The sequence below is a fragment of the Robbsia sp. KACC 23696 genome, from assembly GCF_039852015.1.
In the GTDB taxonomy this organism is placed as follows: domain Bacteria; phylum Pseudomonadota; class Gammaproteobacteria; order Burkholderiales; family Burkholderiaceae; genus Robbsia.
Genome location: NZ_CP156628.1, coordinates 404,393 through 430,655, shown reverse-complemented (window position 1 = coordinate 430,655; position 26,263 = coordinate 404,393). Strand labels below are relative to the sequence as shown.

Sequence of the window (26,263 nt, the reverse complement as noted above, 5' to 3'; positions counted from 1 at the left end):
TGTGGAATGCGGGTTCGCTTAGACGCGATAGCAATAGTCGGCGACCTTCACGTGCGAGCGGATGATTTTGCGGTCCGCCAGCCAATCTGCCGCACGCTGGAACTGCTTGTTGAAATCCGGATCGTCGGCTTCGTAGAAATGGTTGACCCGTTTCAGGCTCGTCAGGTAATCGCGCACCTCGTCCGGATATTTCCCTTCGGCCTGAAGGATCTTCTCAGAGTCGGCCGGATGCGCCGATTGCCATTGCCCCACCGTGTAGTACGCGTCGAGCACGGCACGGATCAGTGCCGAGTTCTCTTCACTGAATTTGCGCAGCGTCACCAGCGAGTTGAAATCGATCAGGAATTTCAGATCGCGCCCCTCGTTGAAGATATCCTTCGCATCGTTGCCAAAGCGCGCGATATCGACTGCCGGAGACCACATCGACCATGCGTCGATCTTGCCTTGTGCGAAAGCCGGCGCGGCATCGGGCGGGTTCAGATAGATCATATTGACCTTCGAACGATCGATCCCGTTTTGCTCCAGCGCCGCCACCAACAGAAACTCGCCCAGACCGGAACGGTTCACCGCCACGGTCTTGCCCACCAGGTCTTTGACCGAGTTGATACCGCTCGTCTTCTTGACGATGATCGCGGTCGAACGGGGCGAATAGATATTGAACGCGTTGAAGACCAAGGGCGATCCGGCCAACATCGCGGCCAGCGCCGGGGTGGTCGATCCCCAGAATCCGAAGTCCGCGCTCCCGCCCACAACAGCCTGCATTGACGGGGCGTGGTTCGGGAACGGGCCGACCCATTCCACCTTGATATCTTTTTCCGCGAGCGATTTCTTGAAGGTGTCGCTCTGCATCGCAAGCATCGACAAACTGCCATGGCCCCAGCCGATCCGCACCTTATCCGTATTGCGCGTCAGCTTTCGCGGCGCGTCGGCGGCAAACGCCGGCGTCACGCCCGATGCGATCAACCCCGACCCCACAGCCGCGGCACCCGCCAACAAACCACCCGCGGTGCGCAGCACGCGGCGCCGGCCGATAATAAAGTCCTGCATTGTCATTCATTCCTTTTTTTTATGGGATTGCGCACCTGTCGTGCGCATTGAAACCGTCAATGCAGCGCCGGCGCCACATGAACACCGAGTGCATCCAATAGCGCCTGCCGAAGCGATTGCCGACGGCCCTCTCCCGCATAGGCGGCCGGATGATAGGCGGCGGCGATCCGCCCCGCTCGCATTACGAGGATGCGGTCCGCCACGGTGATCGCCTCATCGACATCGTGCGTGACGATCAAGGCGCCCGGCTGATGGCGTGCCACCAGTTCTTTCACTAGCCCGTGCATCTTGATACGCGTCAACGCGTCCAGTGCCGCGAACGGCTCGTCGAGTAACAGCAATTTCGGATGCCGCACCAAGGCCCGTGCCAGGGCAACGCGTTGCAATTGACCACCGGAGAGATTGCGTGGCCAGTCATCGGCGCGACCTTGCAAACCGACTTCGACCAGGGCCTGCTCCGCACCGGCACGCCCGACGGTCTTCTCGTTCCCGAGCACGACGTTTTCCCACAAGCGCGCCCACGGCAGCAAACGATGCTCTTGAAAGACGACCGACGGCCGGTCCGTGGCACGGATCTGCCCGGCATCGGGACGATCGAGCCCGGCGAGCGCGCGCAATAAGGTTGTCTTGCCGCAACCGCTCTCGCCCAGCAAGGCCACAAACTCGCCCTGATGAATCCGCAGGTCCAGCGCACGAATCACGACCCGATCGCCGTAGTGTCGACGCAGTCCCGTGACCGATACCGCCAGCGGCGTATCGGCGAAGCGCTCGTCTGCGCCTATTGCCGCCACCGTCGCCGCCGTGTCCGTGGCGTGCTCGCCCTGACCGTTCGGACGCTGTCCGTGACGCACGCCTTCCACCGTCTCGCTCGAAGAAAACGAAGCCTGACTCATCGCCGTGCTCCTTTCGCAAAATTGGGATGCCATCCCAGAAGTCGGGTTTCCAACAAACGCGCAAAGGCATCCGCCACGACACCGATCACCGCATAAATGACGATCGTCAACACGATCACATCGGTCTGCAGAAACTCGCGCGCATCCATCGCCAGGAAACCGATACCCTGCTGCGTCGCCAACGTTTCCGCAATCACGAGCGCCAGCCAGGCATGGGCCAGCGCGTAACGCACGCCGGTCAGGATCGACGGCATCGCGCCGGGGAGAATGATGCGACGCACGACAGCAGACCAGCTCAGATTGCTGACCTTAGCCAATTCCATCAGCTTCGGATCGATCTGGCGGATGCCCAGCACCGTATTGATATAGATCGGAAACAAGACGGCCAGCGCCACCAGGAAGACCTTGGCGACTTCGCCCACGCCGAACCACACGATCACCAGCGGGAGCAATGCGAGGAAAGGCACGGCGCGTACCATTTGCACGGTGCGATCAAACAAGGCATAGGCCAATGGCGAGAAACCGACGGCCACGCCCAACATGAAGCCCACCGTCCCACCAATGGCGAAACCGATCGTCGCGCGCAATAGCGAGACGCCGAGATCGACGAACAATTCACCGGTCTTCGCCAAACCCCATGCGGTTTCCAACACCCGACTTGGCGCGGGCAAAGCCTGCGGCGAAAGCCAGCCGACGCGTGCTGCCGCTTCCCAGATGATCACGAGCACGACTGGCGCGGCCCAGGACAGCAGCCAGTAGAAGGACTGCCGGGAAGGGCCCTTGCGGCTTGCCACTTCCGGCGCGTAGTCGCGTAGCGACGTGGTGAGATCCGTCATCAGTATTCTCGTTTCCGAATGGATGTCGTTCGACACGCAAGGAGCCGCGCGTGCTGCGTCACCGTCTATTAAAAATGTCGCGCTAAGTACGCGTCGCGCACGAAGGCGCCCTGCCATGCCGCCACCGCAAGTCACCCGCCAGGCACACCGCCTCAATCGCGTGACCTCGTCTGTCGACAAGCGCCAGACGACCGCCGTCATTCACCCGGAAATCGGGTGAATCACCTTGTGAGATAAAAAGGGAATCGATCGAAGAAATCGACTGCGGCTGCGCTATGCACGGCAGCGCGAAAGGCTTGATTAAAACGTGCCATCGCTTCGTTAGCAAATGGTCGTTTTCGCTTTGCTAACCCGAAATTCTGCAATAGACATCACGGGATCAGCTTTCGTAGCGATAGTGAAACGCGGAAACACCCGCATTCCAGGCCGGCGACACGATGCGCCGCTGCCTGCGTTTCTAGGCCGCGTGCGTCAGCGACGCGTCGCGCGTCGGCCTCTGCGTGGCGGTGCTCGCATCCCGCCGCGCCTGCCAGCACAACATATCCGTCAACTCCAGCCCGAGCGGCCAGGGGCCGAATCCGGACGCGACATTGATATGTCCTGCGTTGCCGAGATTGATCAAGCTGCTGCCCCAGGCCTGCGCAAATTGGCGGACCGCGTCGAAAGGCATCCAGGGATCGTTTTCGCTGCCGACGGTGACCGACGTCACCGGCAAGGCGGCGCGCAGACGCGACGGATCGATGTCGAATCGTGCAGGGTTCGCCGGCGCGACCAATAAGGCCGCGGCAACGCGGTCGAGCCCTTGATCGCCGCAAGCGGCGCCGGATTCCAGCAACGCTGCCGCAATGGTCAAGCAGCCGAAGCTGTGCCCGACCAGGACGATCGGCGCATCGCTCTCCGCCGCCGCTATCGCGATCTCTGCTCTGACCCGTTCGCTCCACTCTTTTAGCGAGGGCCGCGCCCAATCGCGCTGAATGACGCGCCGCGCCGACGGCATCGTTCGTTCGAGGCAGCTTTGCCAGTGGGCGTCTTCGCTGCCGTGCAAGCCCGGTACGATCAATACGGTGACGGCGGTCTTGCCATCACGCAGTGCGTCGGTCGACGTACGTCCATCGCCGTGACGGCCACGCTGCGCGCTGTCCAACCGGCCCGGCGCGGCCCTGTCGAGAAAGGTCGAGCGGGCCGCAACGCCGGGTATACGTGGAGTGACTGAATGTGGGCTGGGCATAGTCCGCCTCCGCAACGGCTTCGAGATTTGTAAGACTGCCGCGTTTCGCGGCAGCGTGGAAGGAAGGAATAGTGATTTGCTAATGAGCAAGGGCGGGCGCTTGCGTGAATGCGCGCTGTATCGCGCGCGCCCGCTGGGTTTGACCTGACCCGCAGGTTGCGGCTTTGACGACATGGCCACAACGCCTATCCTCGCATCCGCCTCTAAGCCGGGCCCGTTAATTGCTCTGAAAGAATTACAACGTATCGATCCCGCTAGCCGACGGCCCCGGCCACGCATTTCAGGCGTCCATCACGTTCCCCGCCGGTTCCGCCCCCGATTGGCATGCGGACGGCATCGCGACTTTGCCTTGGAAAATGGCCTATATGACCGAATTAGCCGAACTCAGAGCACCGGAGAGGATATCGTCGCTTCCGCCGGATACGAAAGCACAAACGGTTGCGCATTCAGCGCTGCCACGCGTTGCACCTGCATCGGATAGCGCGATGACGAACAGTGCCGCGCTGCGTGCGGTAGCCGAGCTTGGAAGCCGGCTGTCGAGCGACGCCTATGTAGCGCCAGCAGACGACGCGTCCGTGAATGGGCGACTGACCGCGGTGAAACCGTGGATTCGTGACGGGCTGGATCGCATTCCCTTACCGGGACAAGGGCAAACGCTGGCACGCTGGCGCGCGCTCGCTGTTGTAGGTGCTTATGACCTGAGCGCGGCGAAGCTCTACGAGAGTCATACAGACGCACGGGCGATCCTTGCGGAATTGGCCCCCGGCGTGACACCGCCCGAAGGATTAGGCGCCGTCTGGGCCGCGGAAAATGGCTTGGATCGATTGCTGATCGACGATGACGGCCGCTTGCACGGGCGAAAGCCTTGGTGCTCCGGTGCGCATCTGGCCGACTGGGCGCTCCTGACCGCATGGCCTGCCCGCGCACCGCTCGGCGGTGGCGCCAGCCAGAAACGGCACCTGGTACTCGTCGATATGCGCGCTGCCGGGATTGCGCACGACGCGGCCGGCTGGCACGCCGTCGGCATGGCGGAAACGCAAACCGGCACGGTACGGTTCGACAACGTGCCGGCCGACGTAATTGGCGGTCCCGATGCTTATCTCGATCGGCCCGGTTTCTGGCAGGGGGGCGTCGGGATTGCCGCTGTCTGGTTCGGCGCGGCCTGTGCGATCGGCGCCCGCGTCGCACGCGGCGCCGGCGACGATCCCTATAAAACCATGCATCTCGGTGCCATCGACGGCCTGCTGTCCTCGGTCCGGGCGCTGCTCAGCGAGACGGCGCGCGAGATCGATGCACAACCGCAGGCATCGGCCTATCCCTGGGCGTTGCGGACTCGTACCGTTACCGATGACGCGGCGCGCCGGATCGTCGACCATGCCGCCCGCGCGCTCGGTGCCGCGCCCCTGTGCCAGGAAGCGGGTTTCGCCAAGCGCATGGCCGATTTACCGGTATTTCTGCGGCAAAGCCATGCGGAAAAAGATCTGGCCGCCTTGGGCAAACACGTGGCAGACGAAGCCCGACAGGGAGCGATGTCATGGCGGCTCTAAGCATCCACGCGCGGGAAACCGAGCAGCAGCCCGGCTTCTCCGAGCGGTACTTCGACGCGTGCTACGCGAACAGCCCGGACCCTTGGAAAATCGAAAAAGGCTGGTATGAGGAGCGCAAGCGCGCCTTATTGCTGGCCAGCTTGCCGCGCCAGCGTTACCGCCAGGCATATGAGCCCGGCTGCGGAACCGGCGTGCTGACGCGCGCGCTGGCGGCGCGATGCGACCGCGTACTTGCCAGCGATACCGCGCAAGCCGCGCTGGACATTGCCCGGGCGCATCCCGAGACGCCGAACCATATCGGCTGGCAAGTCATGTCGCTCGGCAAGGACTGGCCCGATGGGCGCTTCGATCTTATCGTCCTCAGTGAGCTCGCCTACTACTTGAGCGATGCCGCATTGAATGAGGTGATCAGACGGCTGAAAGCGACATTGCTCCCGGACGCGACCGTCGTGTGTTGCCACTGGCGCCATCCGTTCGAGGGCGCGCCGCGCGTTGGTATCGAATTGCATCGGCATATCGACAAACTCATCGGACTCCCGATGCTGGGCGAATATCTCGACACGGATTTTTGTCTTTCCCTTTGGACCACGTCATCGGAATCGGTGGCGCAGAGCGAGGCGCTGCGAACATGAACGACCCCTACGACACATCCCGTAACGGCGCCACCGGTATGCGTGGCGCGAGCACGATCCAGCCAGCGCCACATGGCGCCGCCGCGATGATATCGATGACATCGCTGCCCGTGAAGCTGGGCGAAACGGCGTCGCTAGCGGTGGTCATTCCAGCACATAACGAAGCTCTGCTGCTGCCGAGATGCCTTGACAGCATCGGAGCAGCAATCCGGCATCCTTCCCTGGCAGGGGTTCATGTCGATGTCATCGTGGTCCTCGACAGTTGTACCGACGACTCCGAATCCATCGTCGCGGCCTACGACTGCCGCGTCCTGCGCTCGGCGCATCGCAACGTCGGCCTGGCGCGTGCGATGGGCGCGGCCTATGCAATGGGCCTCGGCGCCCAGTGGCTATCTTTTACCGATGCCGATTCCGCAGTTCCCGTCGAATGGCTTGCCAGCCATCGTCGTTGGCACCATGCCGGTACCGATGTGGTCTGCGGTACCATCACCGTCGATGACTGGTCCCAGCGCAGCGCCGCCTGCATGGTACGCCACGAAGCGGGTTATCAGCGCATCGATGGCCACCGCCACGTTCACGGCGCCAACCTCGGGCTCTCCACGGCAGCCTATCTGGCCGCCGGCGGCTTCGCGCCTTTACGCTCCAGTGAAGACGTCGCACTGCTCGCCGCTCTGGAAGCCATGGGCGCCGTCATCGCGCGTCCTGGCAGCCCGTCCGTCATCACCAGTGGCCGGGACGAAGCACGCGCGCCAGACGGCTTTGCCGCGTTTTTGACGGCGATCGAGCATACCTCCGGCGTGCCCGGATGAGTCTCGACGTCGATCAGCCGGTTTTCGGGACATTCGGACGCGTCGTCGTCGTGTCGCCGCATCTGGATGACGCTGCGCTCAGTTGCGGCGCGTTGATCGCGGATTGCGCCGACGCCACGGTCGTCACCTTGTTTGCCGGGACCCCGCCCGACGCCTTCCTCAGCACGGCCTGGGATCGGGAGTGTGGCTATGGTTCCGCCGAGCAGGCGGTCCGCGCCCGACGCGAGGAAGACCATGTCGCGATGATGTCGCTTGGCGCGGCCGTCGTGCATATGGATTGCCTCGACGGCCAATATCTGCCAGCGTCCCCTTCCGCCGATGAGATCGAACGCGACGATGCCGACAACGCCGGCGCCCTGGCGGCCGTCTTGAAAAACCTCGCCCCCGACCTGATCATCGTACCCCTCGGCTTGTTTCACAGCGACCATATCCGCGCCCGACGCGCCTGGATCCGATGCGCCTCGGCGCCCGTCCTCCGCGCGATTCCCTGGATCGCCTATGAGGACGTCCCGTATCGGAGCATCGGCGGCGCGCTACAGCGCGCCTTGGTCGCGCTCCATCATGCCGACTTCATCGCCACGCCCGCGCGGTGGCAGAGGCCAGCAAGTAGCGCCGCCGTCGGGGGCACACGCGATGTACCAAACGGATCGACGGGTCGGGCGTCGTTACCGCTACACGGTGGCGCAGATCGCGCCGCCTTTCAGTGCAAGCATACGGCGATCCGCGCCTATGACAGCCAGCTCGGCGCACTTGGCGCGGCAGCGCTGGACGACGCGAACGCTCCCGAACGTTTCTGGGCGATTTCGCCGAGCCACGCCGCGTCCTGACGCCTTGTCATTTCTCTGTAATGATTCGGTCACCCTGCCGTGGGCGCGGGCGCTTTACTCTGCGCACTGGGCCACGATAGCCGTCATCTTGAAAAAGGACGGTTATCATGGCAGGCGCCGGTGCGATCCACCGGCCGTCGCCCGATTTCGCGGGCCTGCCGTGACTACCCACAGGAATGACAATGAAGATCCTCGTCATCGATGACGAAGCCAAGACCGCCGAGTATCTGCAAAACGGCTTGACGGAATCCGGCTATGTCGTCGATGTCGCGCATGACGGCGTCGACGGTCTGCACATGGCGCAGGAGTCACGTTACGACTTAATCTTGCTCGACGTGATGATGCCGAACATGGATGGTTGGACGGTGATTCAGAAGCTCGGCGTGCGAACGAAGACGCCCGTATTGTTCCTGAGCGCGCGCGGCACGCTCGAAGATCGACTCAAGGGCCTCGAACTCGGTGCCGACGACTATTTGGTGAAGCCGTTTTCCTTCGCCGAGCTGCTGGCACGCATTCGTATCATCTTACGCCGTGGCGCCCAGCCGGAACAACTGGCCGTCCTGCAGGTGGGCGACTTGACGATCGACGCGGCCAAGCGTCGCGTGCAGCGTGGCGAGACGCGTCTTACCTTGACGAACAAGGAATTCAATCTGCTGCTGTTTTTCGTCCAGCACCCAGGCGAAGTCCTGTCGCGGACACTGATTGCCTCGCGCGTCTGGGACATGAATTTCGACAGCGACAGCAATGTCGTCGACGTCGCCGTGCGCAGACTACGCCAGAAAGTCGACGATCCCTTTTCCGTCCGATTGATTCATACCGTTCACGGCGTGGGATATCGCTTCGAAGATGAATCCTGACATCCAGCCGCCGCGCCCTGCCGCTCGCGCACGCTTGGTCGGTACGTCATTGACGACACGGCTCGCCCTGCTCTACGCGACCATCGCGTTTTGCGCCATCGCGATTCTCGGTTATGCGATGTATCGAAAACTGGAAGCCCAGTTGATCCTGCGCGACGACGCGGCCTTGGTGACGCGGGTCGATCAGATCCGTACCTTGCTGCATGATGCGGATGTGCGCGAGCTGATTCGGGACAAGCCCCGCCTGTTTGCGAATATGCTCGGCAACACCGAGTCCCTGCTGGTGATTCGCTTCCCCGGGCAGCCGCCGCTGATCGCCGTCGACCCCGGGCATACGTCAGTCCCGGCAGTGCGTCCGATCGCGGCGGATGTCCCGCTATCGCTCGACGACGTGCATCATGTCGAGAGCGCACAGGGAACGCCCTTCATCTACGTCGCGGCAGCGGCGCAGGCCCAGGGCATGACGCCGACCCAATCATTGGAAATCGTATCGGGCCGCCTGATGAGCGAGCGCACGCGCATGCTCGCCGATTATCGTCGGCAGATCATCGCGTTTGCCATCCTCACCGCCTTGCTGGCTGCCGTCATTGCCTATGCGATCGCGCGTCGTGGGATGCGCCCACTGAGCCATTTGGCGGAGCAGACGGCCTCGATCGGTATCGACAATCTGTCGGTACGCGTGACGATGCGCCACGCGCCGCGCGAGCTTGCCCCCGTCATTCAAGGCCTGAATCAGATGCTGGCACGGCTTGAGCGGGGATTCACGCAATTGAGTCAGGTTTCCGCCGATATGGCGCACGACTTGCGCACGCCGATCAGCAATCTGCTGGGGCAAGTGGAAGTGGGCTTGCACCACCCGCGCGACACCGCTTATTACCAACACCTGCTCGGCTCCAGCTTCGAGGAGCTGCAGCGGCTCTCCAAGATGATCGACAATATGCTGTTTCTCGCACGCGCGGAACATGCCGATCATGCCATCGCACGGGACACGTTTCGCGTCGATCCGGAAATCAAGCGAATCACCGGCTATTTCGAAGATCTCGCCGACGACCGCGGCATCCAGTTGACCGTCGAGGGAGATGCAACGATCTGGGCAGATCCCGATTTGTTGCGGCGCGCGGTGGCGAACCTGCTGGCGAACGCGGTTCGCTTCGCCGCCGCCGGTTCGATCATTCGCACCACCGTCGAGACGACATCGGATGGCGTCACGATCGCCGTCGAGAATCACGGACCGACCATTCCCCTTGCGCATCAGGGCCGTCTGTTCGATCGCTTTTATCGCGAAGACCCTTCGCGGCAACGCGCGGCCGAGTCGAATGGGCTTGGCCTATCGATCGTCCGCAGCATCATGACGCTACATGGCGGCGCATGGGGCGTCCTGAGCGATGCCGGCGTCACGCGCTTCAGTCTGACCTTCCCAAAAAAGCCGGATAGCGCCACTTGATCGTCAAAACGCCCGCGATGGGGGCGTACGCCCGACGCTTACTTGCCGGGAATCAAACGATCAGCGCGGAGCTGCGTGAACAGATCGTAGAATGCGTCATCGGTCGCTTGATACGCGGTGAACCCCATGCGACGACTCTTCGACATATCGGTCACTACTTCGATCGGCCGCCCGAGATCCGCGTCGGTATGCCAGGGTGAAGCCAGTCTTCCCAAATCGGCTTCCGCCAGGCCCTCGCGCCGCGCGATCTCGCGCCACCGTTCGGCGTCCCCCGCCATCTGCTGCTCAAGCGGGCGTACCGTGCCATCGAACGGCACGGCTTCCACCCCGAACCATTCCGCGATGCGTCCCCACATCCAACTCCAGCGGAACACGTCGCCGTTGACGACGTTGAAATCCTGATTCGCCGCCGCTGGCGTGGTGCTGGCCCATAGCAACTGCTTGGCCAGCACACGGGCATCGGTCATATCGGTCAAGCCGTTCCACTGCGCGGCGGAGCCCGGAAACAGGAACGGGCGCCCAATCTCCCGGCATAGCGTCGCGTACGCCGCCAAGGTCGTGCCCATATTCATCGCGTTGCCGACGGCCTTGCCGATGACCGTATGCGGGCGGTGCACACTCCACGTGAAGCCATCGCGTTTCGCCGCCGCAAAGACCTCGTCTTCCTGCGCGTAATAAAAGTTCTCGACGTCCAAGCGACCCTGCTCCTCGCGGAACGGCGTCTGCGGCAATGTGCCCTTGCCATAGGCCTCGAACGGCCCGAGATAGTGTTTGAGTCCGGTGACCAACGCGACATGCCGCGGTCCGCCGCCAGCACGCAGGGCATCCAGCAGATGGCGCACCATCGCCGCATTGACGCGGATATTTTCGGCCTCGCTGTCTTGTCGCAGCCAGGTCGTGATGAACACGGCATCGTAGCGCCGACCGGCGAGCGCTTGCGCCGTCGCCGCAGCGTCTTGCAAATCGGCCGCTATCGGCGTGACGTCGGTCTGGGAGACGGGGCGGCGCGCAAGGCCCGATACCGTCCATCCCTCGCTTGCAAGCAAGGCCGCCGTCGCGCTGCCGACGATACCGCTTGCGCCAACCACCAATGCACTTCCTGCCATCGTCAAATCTCCGTAGTAGGTCGAGCGCCTCCGGGGCGCCGGCACCTCATGCACCATCCTTTATCATGCCCCAATTCCCGGAACGAAGACGACGCCCGGATCGCGACGCTTTTTAGGACAGACGCGCGGACGAATGTTGCATCTTGAAAACCGTCGGAGCCGCTTAGATCACCCTTGCAAAATGTAATTGTAAGATTATAATGCGACGCATTCTCATTTAAATCGATGGTGTCTCGTCTTTCGCTGCGGGCTCAGCATGCCGCCCGCCGACCGGTCACGCCACCGTAAGCGCTGCATCCACCTTGTCTGCCAACGACAGTCTGCTCCGCGCGTTTGAAGCGCACTATCGAACGCTGCTCCTCTTCGCGCGGCGACGGACCGCCTCGACCTCTCACGCCGATGCGGCAGCGGATATCGTGCAGGACGCCTTTCTCCGCATCGCGACGCTTGCCGCCCCACAGCAGATCCAACAACCGCACGCTTTTTTCCGCCGCGTCGTCGAAAACCTGATGATCGACCGATTCCGCGAGCGGGTCTGCCTGCCCTTGCCTACTGGCGACGAGGGCGAGGAAGACATCCCGCACGAACAACATGCCAGGCGCTCGCATGAACAAGCAGATGCGCCCGACGAGGTATTGCAGGCGAAGCAGACTGCTGCTGCGCTCGATCAGCTGATCCAGTCCCTGCCGCCCCGCTGTCGCGATGTGTTCCTGCTGCGGAAGGTCGAAGGATTGACGCATTGCGAGATTGCGCAGCGCCTTGCAATATCTCAAAATATGGTGGAAAAGCATCTGCGGCGCGCATTGCTGGCGTTCCAGGACTTCTCCGACGCGAAGGGCGCCCCTTGATGAAGGCTGCGCGCCACGACACTGTGCCGTCCCCGATGCACGAACAATCCGATATCCCCGATACAAGCGATACAAGCGACGCGTCCCTCTCGTCAGTCGCTACGCGCGCAGCACCGAATAACGGTGACGATGCGGCTGCGCCCGCACAGCGGCGGCGCAGGCGCTTGCGCGCCGAAGCGGCGGTATGGATGATTCGACTCGATGCGGGACGGGCGCGGGAAAGCGACCCATCCCTCGCCCGTTGGTGCGCGCGATCGCAAGCGCATCGCGACGCCCTGGCATCGGCACGCGAAAGCTGGTCGCGTGCGACGCCGATGGAAACCGGCGCACAGGCAGCCGTCCGTCAGCCCGATCGATCGCCGCTTCGCGACCGATACACGACGGCGCGGATGGCGAACCGCCGACCCAGCGCGAGCCATCACGTCGAAAGCAACCCTGCATCGAAACGCGCTAGCACGACCCGGTGGAATGGCAAGCTAGGTGCCGGTATCGGTCTGGCTGCCATCGTATGCGCCGTCGTTGTCGGCAATATGGCGCTGACACCGGATTTCAAGAGCGACACAGGTGCGGTTCGAACGGTTGCGCTCGCCGACGGTTCCGTCATGCGGCTCGACGCGCAGTCCGCCGTGGACGTGCATTACACGAACGACACGCGACAGATCGTCCTGCGCGAAGGCCGCGTGGCATTCGACGTCGCGCATGGCGATAGACGCCCCTTTGTCGTCGACACGGCTGGGGGTCACGTCACCGACATCGGGACCGCCTTCCAGATCGACAGCCGTGACACCCCAGCCCGGCCGCTCACGGTCACGGTCACGCAAGGCGCGGTCCGTTTTTCGATGGCGGGCGCATCGATGACGATGCATGCCGGTGACGTCGCCGAAGCCATGCCCGACACGGCACCGTCCCTCGTTCATACGAACGCGGACAGCGTCATCGCGGACACGGCATGGCAGCGGGGTCGCCTGCAATTCGACGACAGTCGGCTCGCCGATGTCATCTCGCAATTGAACCGCTACTTTCCCGGTCACCACATTTTCCTCGATGCGGCCGGGGGAAACCTGCGTGTCTCAGGCAACTTCGCCTTGAACGATCCGGCCACCGCGCTTGCGACGCTCGTGGAGGTGCTCCACTTGCAGGAGACCCGCTGGGCTGGACGCCTCATTTTTCTGAACGTGCGATCCGACGCCTGATCCCGGCGCATTGCAGGCACTGCCTGCGCACGAAACTATTTTTCACTTTTCGTCGATTTCGACATCCGGTTTTTCGTCGCGCGCCCGTCTATTCCGATAGACGCGGCTTCCCCACGACAGCGCGCCATCACCACACGAAAGTACCGGACGACCATGCAGCACGCTCAAAACTTTTTCAAACGCCGCGGCACGCGCGGCGTCTCGCATCACCCGCGCACCAAGCACGCCTTGCAGACGCGGTTCCGCCCCTGCCGCTCTCCTATCTCGCGGCTGATACTCGGCCTGACACTGGGGGCGGGAGCTTACACCGCGGCGTCAGGCGCGGAGATCGATACGCGTGAGCGCGCCTCGCAGGCAATGCCGGAACACGTCGCCCCCGCCGACACGCGTACGCAGCAATATGAGATAGCAGCGGCCCCCCTTACCCGAGCGTTGAATGCATTCGCCGAGCGCAGCGGTGTGCAATTGATCTACACCGCCAGCCTGGTTGCCAAAAAACAGTCGCCCGGCGTGCGCGGCCGCATGACCGCGATCGGCGCGCTCAATGCGCTCTTACGCGGTACGGGCCTCTACGCGCGTCCCGGCGCGAACGCTGCATTCGTGTTGGAACCGCAAAAAAACGTCGATCGCATCGATGCCGCCGACGCGCCGCTCAGCGAAGGCGCGTTGCCGGGCGTCACCGTCACCAGTGCCGATAACCAAACGTCGAACAGTGCGAACGCCGCTCTGAAAACACGCACGCCGCTGAAGTCGACTCCCCAGTCCGTCACGGTGATCGAACGCAAACAGATGGACGATCAGAACGTCCAGACCGTCGCGCAAGCGCTGCGCTATACCGCAGGCGTCGTCGCCGAGACCCGCGGCATCGGCGATCGCTATGACAGCCTCCAGATGCGCGGCTTCGGCGGTTTCGGCGGCAATGCCAGCTATATCAATTTTCTGGACGGCCTGAAATTAGGACGCGGCTTGTCGTATGCGGTGCCGCAGATCGAGCAATACGGCCTGCAGCGTATCGAGGTCCTGCGCGGCCCCAGCTCGCTCCTCTATGGTCAGGCGAATCCGGGTGGCGTGGTCATCATGGAAAGCAAGCTGCCGGAAGCGAACCACGTCAACGAGATCGAACTCGAAGGCGGCACGCATGATCGCTGGCAAGGTGCCTTCGACTTGGGCGGATCGCTCGGGGAAGACAAGAAAGTGCTCTATCGCTTTGTCGGTCTCGCCCGCGACGCAGACACCCAAGTCAGCGGCACCAAGGATCAGCGACTGTACTTCGCGCCCTCGGTCACGTTCAAACCGGACAGCAACACGACGTTGACGCTGCTCGCCAGCTATCAATACGATCCGGCCAACGGCTATTACGGCTTTCTGCCGCGTTATGGCACCGTGTCTTACAATCGCTACGGTCAGATCGGTACCAGCTTCAACGACGGCGACCCCGACTACGATCATTTTCGGCGTCAGCAGACCTCGGTGGGCTATTCGCTCACGCATCGCTTCGACGACACCTGGACCGTGCGTCAGAACGTGCGCTACATGCATATGTGGAGCGACTATCGAACGGTCTATTCGAGCGGCTATACCAATACGACAAATCGCTACCTGAACCGGCTGACCAGTGCATCGCTGGAGCATGTGGACAGCCTGTCCATCGATAATCAGGCGGAAGCGCATTTCCAGACCGGTGCGCTCCAACATACGGTGTTGTTCGGCCTCGATTATCAAGTTGCGGTATCGGATCGTCGACTCGCCTCGGGCAAAGCCGCGGCACTCGACATCACCGCGCCCGTCTACAACCTGACGATCGCCGATCCCACCCTTGCCAGCTACACACGTCAGCGGACCGATGAGCTCGGGCTCTATGCGCAGGATCAGATCCGCCTGGGGCGATGGTCCTTCGTCTTCGGCGGCCGGGAAGATTGGTCGTCGACCGATGCGAACGAATACGTTAAATCGACGACATCGCACCAGTTCGATCGCGCCTTTACCTGGCGCGCCGGCCTCGTCTACGAATTCGCCAACGGCCTGTCGCCGTACTTCAGCTATTCCCGTTCCTTCCAACCCAGTACGTCGGGAACGACATCGTCGGGGGCGCTGTTGAAACCGACAACCGGCGGTCAGTACGAGCTTGGCGTGAAGTATCAACCGCCCGGCGGCCATACCGCCACGACGCTCGCGCTCTACGATCTGCAGCAAAGCAACGTCGCCACTGCGGATCCGGCAAACTCCGCATACAAAGTGCAAACCGGTAAAGTGCATAGCCGCGGGATCGAACTCGAATCGCATGTCGATCTCACGTCCAGCCTGACGCTGGTGGGGGCGTACACGTACACCAGCGCCTGGGTGGCAGCTGCAAACGATAGCTCGCTGAATCACACGCCGGTCGCGGTGCCACGGCAGATGGTGTCGTTGTGGGCCGATTACACGCTGCATGGCGGCCCGCTGCGCAATCTGGGTGCCGGTGCCGGTGTCCGATATATTGGCAGCTCGTATGGTGCATCGGACGATTCGTTCCGCGTATCGTCCTTCACGCTTTTCGATCTGGCGATTCACTATGATTGGCGCAACTGGCGCTTCGGCCTCAATGCCACAAACCTCTTCGACCGGCAATACGTCGCTGCCTGCGCGAGCGCCACGCAGTGCTTCTGGGGAACGCGCCGCGAAGTGATGGGAACCGCGAGGTACCAATGGTGATGCGCAAACGTCCGATATCCATTGCGTGCCGGCGACTTTCGACCGTGCGCGGTGATGCCCTTGCCGCGCGAAGCGCGCGTGCTGCGCGCATCGCACCCGTCGCGCGCGTCGCACATATCGCACGGGCGGTCGTAAGGCTCGCCATCGCCTGGGCCTGTACGACCGCCGTGCCCGCATACGCGCACGCTGACCCCGTCCCCGATACACGCGATACACGCGGCGTCTCGACGCAATCGTACACCGTGGAAGCGCGCGCGGCACAAGCGGCCATGCAGGCGCTGCTGCCAAACACCACGTCGTTCGTGGTCCGCAAGGCAGGCCATGCTTACCGTGTGTGGCTTTACACGCCGGATGCACGCGCGGCAAACGGGCACGCCATGCCGCTGCTGGTGCTGCTCGATGGAAACGCCACCTTTCCGATCGCGCTGCAAGCCGCACGGCTGCAGGAACGCCTGATCGGCCCCCTGGTCATTGCGGCGATCGCGCCGGACGACGACAGCCTCTTCGACGCAGCGACGCGGTATCGCGACTTCACTACCCAAGCGTCGGACACGGTCTGGGGAGTCCCGACATTCGGCGCCTTGCGGGCACACGACGACGCCGCTCGGATCGCGCCATCGGCGGGCGATCGCTCGGGCGGGCCGGATGCCCGCGTGCCGACTGGGGGTGCGAGCGCCTTCCGCGACATCATCGGAAAATCGATTCTGCCTGAAATCGAACGCAGGGCCGCGATCGATACCGAACGTACCACCTTGTTCGGGCACTCCTTGGGGGGATTCTTCGTGTTGGATACGGCACGGCACGATCGCTGCCTGTTTTCCCGTTACATCGCCGCCAGCCCTTCCTTGTGGTGGAACGATCGAGAACTGCTACGAGAGACGGATCATCCGGCGCCGTCGGCGTGCCGCACGCGCCCCGTCATGCTCCAAGCCGGGGGATCCGAGCAAACCCTGGCGCCCGACGCGTCGCCCGCGCGCATCGAACGCGTACGGCGCGCCGCGATGTTGGACAATGTGAAAGCGATGGCTGCCATGCTGCAACAGTGGCCCGACCTGTACACGCTCGACGGGCCGCACCTCTATCCGGATGGCAATCATGTTTCCTATCTGCCTGCCGCGCTTAGCGAGGCAGTGCGTTATGCCACGCCCAGTCGCGCGGCCCACGCATCGATCTCTTCACCGCTGCTGAAGGCCGGGTCGACCACGCCATCGACGATAAAAGTCGGCGATACGTGAATGCCGTTCTGACGCGCATATTTGCACTGCCACTTCACGGCCTTATCCAGATCCGGTAGTGCGAAAGCGGCGGCCAATGCGACGCCGCTTTCCTGTTCGAGACGGGCGATCAGTTGATTCGGCGTGACGTCCATATTGGCGCCGCCGCTATGCTTGTGAAACTCATAGCTTTCGCGGTTCGCCGCGATCGCGGCGAGTACGGCCTTCGCGGCGGACTTTCCGTCCGGTGTCGTCGATGCGGCCAGCACGCAGCGGACCAGGACACCGGAGTACATATGCCAGGGCTGCGACTGCAGGCGAATTTTCACCGTCAGGCGATCTTCGCCAGCCTTGTCTAGCAACGGCCAAATCTTGTTGAAAGCTTTGACGGAATACGGACAGGTGGGTTCGAGAAACAATTCGAATACCGTGGCACCATGCCCCCACACCAAGGGGTCGGCACGCCAACCTTGACCTGCTATCTGACTCATCGAGACTCTCCTGAGTGAACAACGCGTCCTGGACGATCCGTTCATTATAAGGAGATTACGAAAACGCTTCCCGCAGGAAGGCGGCGAAGGCCCGGAGCACCTGGCCCGCGGGCCGAACGTCCGCCGCCCTCGCCCACGTCTTCAGCTGTTAGTACTGCTACCCGATACATCCTTGAGCAAGGCGCGATGACTCATCAGCGGCTTTGCCAGCGTCTGAGAGAACACGCCGCGAATTTCGCCGATCACCGGTCGCTTCAGATTAGCGTCGTGCGTTTGCGCGTTCGTCCAACGCTCCAGCTGCACCATCATGTCCGGGTCTTTCGCATCCTGGAAAACGTCGAACGCGATATTGCCGGGTTCCGTACGCGAGTGAGCGACATTCGCCTGCGTCACTTTGATACGCGGCGCATTCGCGCGCCTGTCTCCCCACCCCTACGAGGCGTATCGCCAATCTGCTTTTTTTTCGAACTACACCGGGCAACCCTTTTGCCGCAACAGCGCGGTGAATCGCTCAGGGTCCGCACTTCCTGCTTTGTTCACGGCACGAATACCGTCTTCTTTTTTGAGATGTGCTTGCACTTGCGGCAGCAGCGCATCGATACGATCGAACGGGATCGCCAATACGCCGTCCGCGTCGCCGACAACCAGATCGCCGGGCTGCACGACCATGCCCGCGCAGACGATGTCGACGTTGACTTCGCCCGGACCTTCCTTGGTCGGGCCACGGAACGTATGGCCGCGTGCGTAGACGGGCAAGCCGCCTTCGGCCCATTCGACCAGATCGCGCACCGCGCCATCGACCACGAATCCGCCGATCTTCTTGCGCAATGCCGACGTCCGCATCAAGCCGCCGATCAGCGCCTGGGTCAGATCGCCGCCGCCCTCGATGACAATGATGTCACCCGGCTGCGCCATCTCGATCGCCTTGTGAATCATCATATTGTCGCCTGGCCGCACACGAACGGTCAGCGCCGGCCCGCACATCGTCAGCGCGAGGTCGTTGTGATAAGCCAGCAGCCCCGTGGCACCGGTAATGCGGCCCATGCAGTCGCCGATATTCGCTACTTGCAGCGGCGCAAAGGCGGCGACCTGCTCGGGCGACGCACAGCGGCTCCGTTCGGCAATGAAAAATCCGGCGGGCCAACCCGCGCGCGGATCGGCTTGTTGGATTCGCTCGCTCATATCGAAGTACTCCGTTGACAGTCAATGAAAGTGAGAAACGGTCAGCAGCGCAAGGGTCACCGTCACGAAGCCGCCAATCTTCGTCGAGACCTGCGCCGTTGCCATCAAGCCCAGGCGCTTTCCCGCGCCGAGAATCGCGACATCGCCGGTGCCGCCGGAACCGGCGTGGCACACGGTAATGATCGCGGTTTCGATCGGATACATCCGACACCATTTGGCAACGTAGAAACCGGTTGCCGCCAAGGTGAACACCGTGCAGACGATCGTGATGCAGATCGATGGCGTAAAGGCGGCAACCATCGGTTTCCACGGCGTGAGCACGACGCCGACGCAGAACATCAACGGATAGGTGCCGGCCAGTGCGAAGAAGCGATAGACCCACCGCGTACCCTGCTCCATCGCCGGCGGCACCATCCGCGCCATCTTCATGACCACTGCCAACATCAGCATGATCAACGGGGCCGGCAGATCGACCAGATGCTCGACCGCCACCGATACCGCGTATAGCGTCAGCAACGTTAGCCCGGCGACGGCCGGACTGCGGATATCGGCCAGCAGCGAGGTATCGTCGTTGCCCGCAGTGCTGTCCGACAGCGCATCGCTTTTATCATCTCGCAGCAACAAGCCATTGCCGCTCAAATGCGCGCGTCGCTGACCCAGCGTGTGCAGTAGCCCGGCGATAACGATCGCGCAGACATTCGACAAGGCGACGATCGGCAGAATCTGGCCCACCACCTCGGCTTGCGTCCCATGCAGGATGCCGGCATAGCCGATCGCCAGCGGTACCGCGCCTTCTCCCACGCCGCCCGCCATGATCGGCGCCAGAATATAGAACAGCGTGTATTTCACGCTCAAACCCAAGGACACGCCTACGGCCAGGCCCACGGCGGTCGCCGCGACGGAACTGATGACCAGGGGAATGACAATCTTGACGATGTTCGCAAGCAGCGTCTTACGTTCCATCGAGAAAATACTACCGACGACAACCGCCGCGACGAAGAGATAGAGAAAGTTGCTTTGCTTGAAGAACAGGCCGATCGATTTCGTCAGGTCCGTCGGCATCAGGCCGTAGAACACCAGGGCCGACGGCAAAAACGTGTTCAGAATGACGGCGCCGCCCAAGGCCCGGAAGATCGGCAGGCGCTGGCCGATCTCGGCCAGCGTATAAGAGCAGGCCGAGAGCACGACCGCCATGATGCAAAGATCGGTGGGAACCTTTCCCCGGACGACGAACGAAACCAGACACGCCACGGCGACCAGATACAGCGGCATCGGCATAATGCCGACCTTGAAGCGTACGAAGCGCTGAAGGGGCGACGAATGGTCGGCCAGCGCCGTCTCGGCGTCGCGGGATGCTATGCGGGCGGGTTCCTGCATTTCTCTATCTCCAAATTCTCAATCGGGATGTACCTCCCTTCGATTTCCTGCCAGCGCCGGCGACGCTCCAGCCGCCACCCCGCACCGCTTATTTCGAGACAGGATGGCCGAGCGACACGTCGCCTTGGAATGTAACACGCTTCCATTAAATGATTTATAGTATCACCAGATGAAACTACATAGCGGGATCTGCTGTGTCGGGCCCGTGGCGGCGGCGGTTCCGGCGATGCTGCAACACGTCGGGCCGCGGCCCCGTGTAGGGCGTTTTGCGGCGACGGCCGTGCTGCGCCCCGATCGAACATGGCAAAATAGCCCGCACCTGTCACATCGGCGTGTACGGGATAAAGGAAACTGGATGGCAGGGGATTCGATTCGCTCGGTTGATCGGGCGTTGGACATTTTGAATGCCTTCTCGACAAGAGACGGACCACTCACGTTGACGGAGCTGTCGCGGCGTATCGATTTGAATAAAAGTACGACCTCGCGGCTGCTGCAAACGCTGGAACAACGACGCTTCGTGACGCGCCTGGCGAATGGCGCCTATCGCCCGGGACCGTCGCTGGGCCGGCTCGGAAATGTCTTTCGCGCATCGCTGCAATTCGACGAGCAGGTCTTGCCGGTCTTGCAACGTCTGACCGCCACCACTGGCGAAAGTAGCGCCTGCTTTCTGCGCGAAGGAGACATGCGCCGATGCCATATGCGCGTCGAGTCGAGCCTATCGGTACGCGACCAACTCGAAGTCGGAATGCGCGTGCCCCTGGGACCGGGCTCGTATGGGCGCGTGCTGACATTCTTCGAGCCGGTGGGCAATCGCGTGCCGACGGCGGCCGCAGTGATCGCCACTGCGGGGGAACGAGAGCCCAAGATGGCCAGCATCGCGGCGCCAGTGTTCGGACAAAACCAGCAGTTGCTGGCCGCGATCGGCATATCGCTGCCCTTGTTCCGGTTCAGTCGTGAATTCGTCGACCGCGCCGCCCCGGCCGTATTGAACGAAGCAATCGAATTGACCGAATTATTGGGCGGCGATCCGAGCTATCTCAAAGAAGCCGCGAAAAACGGTTTCGAGATACACGATAAAAAACCTTAGCCTGGTGGCCGCGAACGCGCGGTCTTGACCTGTCGTCCCAGTGCCGGCCACGACTTACGAAAAGCTGCTCGTATTGCTCAGTTCGTCCTCGGGCAGACGCAATGCCTGAAGCGACTGCGCCACCTCCAACCGATTACGGCCCAGCGATTTCGCGCTATAGAGTGCGCGATCGGCGGCGGCCAACAAGTCCGCCAGCGACAACAGCTCATCGCCGAACTGCGCCAAACCGATACTGACGGTGGCTTCGATCCGGCGATCCGCCAGTCGGCTCGACATCGTTTCGGCAAAGCGACTGGCGATCGATTCCCCCAGTTCCTTGCCCTTGAACGTATCGTAGCCGGGGAACAGCGCGGCAAATTCCTCTCCACCGATACGCGCGAGGATGGCGCCCGACGGCACCATTGCCAACGCGGTGTCGGCGAAGGCGCGCAATACTTCGTCGCCGGTCTTGTGGCCGAACTGATCGTTGATCGCCTTGAAGTGATCGAGGTCGAACACCATCAACGACATCGGACGATTTCGGGCCTCGCTGGAAAGATGGGTGAGCACGAGTCGCTCGCCTGCCTCGAAAAACCAGCGACGATTGCCGAGGCGCGTCAGGTAGTCGGTTTGCGAGTCACGCAACAGCTCGCCATGCGATTCTTCGCGAACCAGGCGGAGCACTGCCATCGGCAGCAGCACCGAGTACAGTACGCCCTCGTACATCGTGATCTTGCTGGCAATCGACAGAAAACCATCACCCATCGGCGCGACGAGCCAAGGCAGAATACAGGCCCTGAACAAGTAGAGCAGCGCATGGACGCCTGTTACCGCGACCGCGACATGCCGCGATTGGACCGCCTTCGCCGCATCGCTGCGGAACAATTCCCGCGCCGTCAATCCGGATACCATCGCGATCGGGAACGCGGTAACGAAGCGCCACATCACCGCCTGACCGGCCGACCCGGCGACGGCCCACGTCACGGCCGACAGCGCGAGGATGCCGAAGGAAAAAAGCGCATATCGCCGCCCGTTCCATATCGCCGCACCGTGCAGGACCAGCAGATAGCCACCGAGAATAATAAGATTACTTACCGCAGAGCCGCTGGCACCCGGAAAGTGGCCCCGCAGGAGCACCGCCCCGCACCCCAGCGCCAGCGTCACATACGCGGCCGAAAAGACACGGAGTTCCTTGCTGCGTTTCGGATGCGCGCGATGCTCCCAGTACGTCATTCCGGCGCTGGCCAGAAGCGTTCCTATTGCGAGAAAATAGAGAGTAAGGAGATCGACGTGCATGCTGGCGCGGCGCTTGGAGCGCGCGTACAAACCGGAGGCAGCTGCATTCTACGCTGAAAATTTATGCCGATGACAATGTGTATCTTTCCGGCCCGGCTGTGATTCTGCAAGACGCAAAGCCAAGCGGAAAATGCGAGAAAACAGCGTGGGCAGAGGGTGCCTAGGCATGGTCCCGCTATTCCAAAAATCCCGTGCGCGATCAATGCGGTAGCGATCGTGCAACGCTCAGTGACATCTCAGCTGCGAGCGCCTTCAATCCCTCGATCTCGCCCCCCATCAAGGTTCGTGACAGCGGCGCCGCTCCCCACGTGCCGCAGAAGAGCGCGATACAGCGGTCCCGTAAATACACCGGCACGAAAATCCAGGAACGGGCATGCGGAAACGCACTTCGATGCCATTCCGGGATGCGGGGTGCGACGGCATCGTCCTGAATATCGAGAAAGAACATCGGCATGGTCGTGTCCGTGGCCCGATGGAAGAGATCCGGCTCGAAACCGCCATTGAATTGCAACGTCGGCAAGACCTCCCGCATGCCATCGCCATAACCCACTTTCGCGGTGAACTGATCGTCCTTCGCCTGATGGATCATCAGGAATGCGCTTTGGAGATTCAAGCAACGCCCTATCGCCTCCACGACCCACGAGAGAACCGTCGCCGATCCGAGTGTCGGGGCCGATTCACGGATCTCGTTCAGCGCCGATGCCAAGCGCTCCAGCGTATGCGGCGGCAGCGCGAATTCCGCGCGTTCTTGCGTGGGCACAGCGTGTTGCTCGCCGACCCCCTGCTCGGCAAATGACTTCGCCACCGCCACGGCCTGCGCTACCGCCTGTTTCATCGTGCCGACGTCGAGCCCTAACGCGCCCAGATAGGGCAGTAAGAATCGTTCGATATCAACGATCTCTCTCTTTTTCTCGATCATCGACGCCACCTCCGCCGCCAGCGTCGCATTGACGCAGAGCCAACGCGAATGGCTCCCGATATGCAGCCCGGGCGGCGGCAATGCCGCTTCCATACTTTCCGCCAGCTCGGGCGGCAAACTGAATCGCTTGGCCAGCGCCGCACTTACTTCGGTCAAGGAAACACCGAACACGGCATGACACGCATCGCTCAATGTTATTTCGGGATGAAGCCGCTGCCTGGCGAGCACCTGCAGCCAGTCTTTCTCGAAATAGACCGCGAGGATCGCCGGCGCCCATTGCAACAACAGAGACGCTAGTACGGCCTCCTCTCCCGCCAGCGCCGCATGGCGATGCGTGAACGCACGGGTAAAGGCGCCCGCAATGGAAGCGGTTTTCAGTGCATCCCTCGCCGCTGCATGTGTACCGGCATGCGTCTCGAACTGATCGAGCACGCGGATCCCTGTGCTCAGCCGCTCGACCGCCGTCACGCCGAGCGCCATGATCGCGCGCGACACCGTGGTCACTTCCGCGCCCGATGCGTGCCCCATCGCGGCATTCGCCTGCGTGATTATTTTTTGAGATAGCGACAGGTCCGACAGGACCAGCGCCGTCAATTCCGACAGGTTTGCCTGCTCCCGATGCAATGTATCGGCAATTTCAGCGGACGCATTCTGTAAGGAAGGCAGATCGCCACGCGTTTCCATTTCAGAAAACAGGCGGTTGAACCAATGTGTTTTTTGATCTGTCACGTCCACGGCCGAGACCCATCCTTCTCGCGATTCCGATCGAACGATAACGGCACGCTGCACCGTTACTCTATTGAAACGTTACCCGTCCTGCCTCCAGTTGGGAAGCGAAATCACGCCGCCGTTGCGAATATATCGCAGCCAGTGGCACACAATTTGCATGAGGCTTTCCGAATCTGGCCTGTATCGGATCCGACCCACGCGAACCACCTTACGATGGAGCACTCACGCATGCGCAAGTCCGTAGAACAAGAAACCCTGAGCGGCACCTTTCAACATCTTATCTGGGCACCGCACGGCACCGTCGAAGGCATCATGATTCGATCCGCAGACGGACAGGCCCAATGGGTCGTGGGCCATCAAACGGCGGCGCTCGCATGGCACGATTTCCCGGTCAACGCCGCCCTCGAAGCAGAAGGCGAGTTTCTTGGCTGGTCATCGAAGAAAGACGATGCCCATCGCGTCTATTCCTTGACGCAACTGAAATCGGTGAACGGCAAGAAACCCCCGGCCGGCAAAGCGATAAAGCGCACGCCGTCGTATTCGGGAACGGTGACACGGATCAACTATGCACGCCACGGTGAACCCAATGGCGTCATACTCGATTCCGGTGATTTCATCCACGTGAAGCCGGACGGCTTCAAGAAACTCAAGCTCCAAGTGGGCGATCTGGTCGAAGCGGACGGCGATAGTCACGCGCTGGCGGCCAGTCACGGCTACGTCGTCGAGGCCACGCGCGTCAACGGCAAGTCCATTCGCTGAATCCACCTGGAATATCGCATGCCGAAGCAGTCGAAGCCATCCCGGCCCCCTGTCCTGGATCAGGAAGAACGGCGGCACATCCTCGCCGAGAAACGCAATGCCAAAATGGCCCGTTCGACGCATGCCTACGTCAGAGGCAACACGAATAAATTTTACGATTGGCTTCAGGAGGCGGACGTCAAGCGTCTTCCGCAAGGTCCCGCGATCTGGATCTGTGGCGATTGCCATACCGGCAATCTGGGCCCGGTGGCAGACACGCAAGGCCGCATCGAAATTCAGATCCGCGATCTGGATCAGACCGTTATCGGCAACCCGGCACACGACTTGATTCGCCTCGGCTTGTCCCTCGCCACCGCCGCCCGCAGTTCCGATCTTTCCGGCGTTACCACCGTCAGTATGATCGAGGCGCTCTTCGAAGGCTATCTCCTCGCCTTCGATGCCAAGCACGCCGCCGCGGCGCTTAAAAAGCGTCCGGAGGTCGTGCGCGTCGTGATGCGCGAAGCCGTACGACGTTCGTGGAAGCATCTGGCACTGGAACGCCTCGACGATATCGAGCCGACCATTCCGCTCGGCAAGCGATTCTGGCCCGTGAGCAAAATCGAACGCGCGGCGCTTACCGGCATTTTCGAGAAACGCTCTATCTCGCAATTAGCGACGAGTTTACGCGGCCGCTCCGACACAGGACAGACGACGATGCTCGACGCCGCCTATTGGGTGAAGGGCTGCAGCTCGCTCGGCCGTCTTCGTTATGCTGTGCTGCTGGATGTCGACGGCGGCGCCATCGAAGGCGACGATCTTTGTCTGATCGATATCAAAGAGGCGGTCAAGGCCGCCGCGCCGCGTTATGCAGGCACGCCGATGCCGACGGACAACGCCCAACGCGTGGTGGAAGGGGCACGCCACTTGTCGCCTTATCTGGGAGAGCGCATGCGCGCGAGCGATCTGCAAGATCACTCGGTCATCCTTCGGGAATTGCTGCCGCAGGATTTGAAACTCGAAATCGAACAGATCGGCGAGACCGAAGCACGGAAAGTGGCACACTACCTGGCTTTGGTCGTCGGGCATGCGCACGCCCGCCAGATGGATGCGGAGGCGCGGCGCAATTGGCTGGGCGATCTAGGCCGCAGCAAAAGCAAGTCCATCGCGGCCCCCCTCTGGCTTTGGCAGAGCATTGTCGACCTGGTCGGCAGCCACGAGACGGGCTATCTCGAACACTGTCGCCGCTTCCGCCAATACGCCTGACCTGCACGCCCGGCCGACAAACCGGACCGG

General features: G+C 62.1%; 24 protein-coding genes. 13 read left to right on the top strand and 11 right to left on the bottom strand.

From position 1 onward, the window contains the following. Positions 1-18: 18 nt before the first annotated feature. The 4 genes from ABEG21_RS23260 to ABEG21_RS23245 all read right to left on the bottom strand — a co-directional run bounded on the left by ABEG21_RS23260 (position 19) and on the right by ABEG21_RS23245 (position 4,004). Positions 19-1,047, bottom strand: a complete 1,029-nt coding sequence (locus ABEG21_RS23260; protein ID WP_347558935.1) for an aliphatic sulfonate ABC transporter substrate-binding protein — start codon at positions 1,045-1,047, stop codon at positions 19-21. Positions 1,048-1,103: 56 nt separating this feature from the next. Next, positions 1,104-1,940, bottom strand: coding sequence for an ABC transporter ATP-binding protein (locus ABEG21_RS23255; protein WP_347558934.1), 837 nt, complete (start codon positions 1,938-1,940; stop codon positions 1,104-1,106). Then, entirely contained in the window at positions 1,937-2,776 is an 840-nt protein-coding gene (locus ABEG21_RS23250) for an ABC transporter permease subunit (protein ID WP_347558933.1), read from the bottom strand. The genes ABEG21_RS23255 and ABEG21_RS23250 overlap by 4 nt, the downstream gene beginning before the upstream one ends. Before the next feature lie 457 nt (positions 2,777-3,233). Then, positions 3,234-4,004 carry an alpha/beta hydrolase gene (locus ABEG21_RS23245; RefSeq protein WP_347558932.1) on the bottom strand — a complete coding sequence of 257 codons (771 nt, stop codon included), beginning with the start codon at positions 4,002-4,004 and terminating at the stop codon, positions 3,234-3,236. A 485-nt stretch (positions 4,005-4,489) separates the two neighbouring features. On the opposite strand from ABEG21_RS23245, the gene ABEG21_RS23240 reads away from it, so the two are divergent. The 6 genes from ABEG21_RS23240 to ABEG21_RS23215 all read left to right on the top strand — a co-directional run bounded on the left by ABEG21_RS23240 (position 4,490) and on the right by ABEG21_RS23215 (position 10,120). Beyond that, positions 4,490-5,551 carry an acyl-CoA dehydrogenase gene (locus ABEG21_RS23240; RefSeq protein WP_347558931.1) on the top strand — a complete coding sequence of 354 codons (1,062 nt, stop codon included), beginning with the start codon at positions 4,490-4,492 and terminating at the stop codon, positions 5,549-5,551. Continuing rightward, positions 5,539-6,183, top strand: a complete 645-nt coding sequence (locus ABEG21_RS23235) for a class I SAM-dependent methyltransferase (protein WP_347558930.1) — start codon at positions 5,539-5,541, stop codon at positions 6,181-6,183. Before ABEG21_RS23240 ends, ABEG21_RS23235 begins: the two co-directional genes overlap by 13 nt. Next, complete coding sequence (locus ABEG21_RS23230; protein WP_347558929.1) at positions 6,180-6,992, top strand: glycosyltransferase family 2 protein; 813 nt, start codon at positions 6,180-6,182, stop codon at positions 6,990-6,992. Before ABEG21_RS23235 ends, ABEG21_RS23230 begins: the two co-directional genes overlap by 4 nt. Further along, positions 6,989-7,819, top strand: a complete 831-nt coding sequence (locus tag ABEG21_RS23225; protein ID WP_347558928.1) for a PIG-L family deacetylase — start codon at positions 6,989-6,991, stop codon at positions 7,817-7,819. The genes ABEG21_RS23230 and ABEG21_RS23225 overlap by 4 nt, the downstream gene beginning before the upstream one ends. Positions 7,820-8,001: 182 nt before the next feature. Then, positions 8,002-8,676 (top strand): heavy metal response regulator transcription factor, encoded by a 675-nt coding sequence (locus tag ABEG21_RS23220; protein ID WP_347558927.1) that lies wholly within the window; start codon positions 8,002-8,004, stop codon positions 8,674-8,676. Beyond that, a complete protein-coding gene (locus ABEG21_RS23215; RefSeq protein ID WP_347558926.1) occupies positions 8,666-10,120 on the top strand; it encodes a heavy metal sensor histidine kinase in 1,455 nt (484 codons plus the stop codon). Before ABEG21_RS23220 ends, ABEG21_RS23215 begins: the two co-directional genes overlap by 11 nt. Before the next feature lie 38 nt (positions 10,121-10,158). Here the strand turns inward: ABEG21_RS23215 and ABEG21_RS23210 are convergent, their stop codons facing one another. Beyond that, positions 10,159-11,226, bottom strand: a complete 1,068-nt coding sequence (locus tag ABEG21_RS23210; protein WP_347558925.1) for an SDR family oxidoreductase — start codon at positions 11,224-11,226, stop codon at positions 10,159-10,161. A 302-nt stretch (positions 11,227-11,528) separates the two neighbouring features. On the opposite strand from ABEG21_RS23210, the gene ABEG21_RS23205 reads away from it, so the two are divergent. From ABEG21_RS23205 to ABEG21_RS23190, 4 genes are all read left to right on the top strand, one after another. After that, positions 11,529-12,074: a sigma-70 family RNA polymerase sigma factor gene (locus tag ABEG21_RS23205; protein ID WP_347558924.1), complete on the top strand. Its 546-nt coding sequence runs from the start codon at positions 11,529-11,531 to the stop codon at positions 12,072-12,074. Positions 12,075-12,109: 35 nt separating this feature from the next. Continuing rightward, a complete protein-coding gene (locus ABEG21_RS23200; RefSeq protein ID WP_347558923.1) occupies positions 12,110-13,267 on the top strand; it encodes a FecR domain-containing protein in 1,158 nt (385 codons plus the stop codon). 153 nt (positions 13,268-13,420) lie between these two features. Beyond that, positions 13,421-15,958 (top strand): TonB-dependent siderophore receptor, encoded by a 2,538-nt coding sequence (locus ABEG21_RS23195; protein WP_347558922.1) that lies wholly within the window; start codon positions 13,421-13,423, stop codon positions 15,956-15,958. Positions 15,959-16,002: 44 nt separating this feature from the next. Next, entirely contained in the window at positions 16,003-17,193 is a 1,191-nt protein-coding gene (locus ABEG21_RS23190) for an alpha/beta hydrolase-fold protein (protein ID WP_347558921.1), read from the top strand. Here ABEG21_RS23190 and ABEG21_RS23185 read toward each other — a convergent pair. The 4 genes from ABEG21_RS23185 to ABEG21_RS23170 all read right to left on the bottom strand — a co-directional run bounded on the left by ABEG21_RS23185 (position 17,094) and on the right by ABEG21_RS23170 (position 20,222). Beyond that, positions 17,094-17,663, bottom strand: a complete 570-nt coding sequence (locus ABEG21_RS23185; protein ID WP_347558920.1) for a thioredoxin domain-containing protein — start codon at positions 17,661-17,663, stop codon at positions 17,094-17,096. The two genes, ABEG21_RS23190 and ABEG21_RS23185, sit on opposite strands and share 100 nt — an antisense overlap. Positions 17,664-17,804: 141 nt before the next feature. Further along, complete coding sequence (locus tag ABEG21_RS23180) at positions 17,805-18,056, bottom strand: antibiotic biosynthesis monooxygenase (RefSeq protein ID WP_347558919.1); 252 nt, start codon at positions 18,054-18,056, stop codon at positions 17,805-17,807. Positions 18,057-18,131: 75 nt separating this feature from the next. Next, on the bottom strand, positions 18,132-18,845 hold the full coding sequence (locus ABEG21_RS23175; RefSeq protein WP_347558918.1) for an RraA family protein: 714 nt from the start codon (positions 18,843-18,845) through the stop codon (positions 18,132-18,134). 21 nt (positions 18,846-18,866) lie between these two features. Next, positions 18,867-20,222, bottom strand: coding sequence for a 2-hydroxycarboxylate transporter family protein (locus ABEG21_RS23170; protein ID WP_347558917.1), 1,356 nt, complete (start codon positions 20,220-20,222; stop codon positions 18,867-18,869). 355 nt (positions 20,223-20,577) lie between these two features. Between ABEG21_RS23170 and ABEG21_RS23165 the strand changes: the two genes are divergently transcribed. Beyond that, entirely contained in the window at positions 20,578-21,309 is a 732-nt protein-coding gene (locus ABEG21_RS23165; protein ID WP_347558916.1) for an IclR family transcriptional regulator, read from the top strand. Positions 21,310-21,363: 54 nt separating this feature from the next. Here the strand turns inward: ABEG21_RS23165 and ABEG21_RS23160 are convergent, their stop codons facing one another. Next, on the bottom strand, positions 21,364-22,584 hold the full coding sequence (locus ABEG21_RS23160) for a GGDEF domain-containing protein (RefSeq protein ID WP_347558915.1): 1,221 nt from the start codon (positions 22,582-22,584) through the stop codon (positions 21,364-21,366). Between the two features lie 199 nt (positions 22,585-22,783). After that, positions 22,784-24,232, bottom strand: a complete 1,449-nt coding sequence (locus ABEG21_RS23155; RefSeq protein WP_347558914.1) for an HDOD domain-containing protein — start codon at positions 24,230-24,232, stop codon at positions 22,784-22,786. A 228-nt stretch (positions 24,233-24,460) separates the two neighbouring features. Here ABEG21_RS23155 and ABEG21_RS23150 point away from each other — a divergent pair, with 228 nt between their 5' ends. Together ABEG21_RS23150 and ABEG21_RS23145 are read left to right on the top strand one after the other, a co-directional pair. Then, positions 24,461-24,991, top strand: coding sequence for a hypothetical protein (locus ABEG21_RS23150; protein ID WP_347558913.1), 531 nt, complete (start codon positions 24,461-24,463; stop codon positions 24,989-24,991). An 18-nt stretch (positions 24,992-25,009) separates the two neighbouring features. Continuing rightward, positions 25,010-26,233 (top strand): DUF2252 family protein, encoded by a 1,224-nt coding sequence (locus ABEG21_RS23145; protein ID WP_347558912.1) that lies wholly within the window; start codon positions 25,010-25,012, stop codon positions 26,231-26,233. The last annotated feature ends 30 nt before the right edge of the window (positions 26,234-26,263 follow it).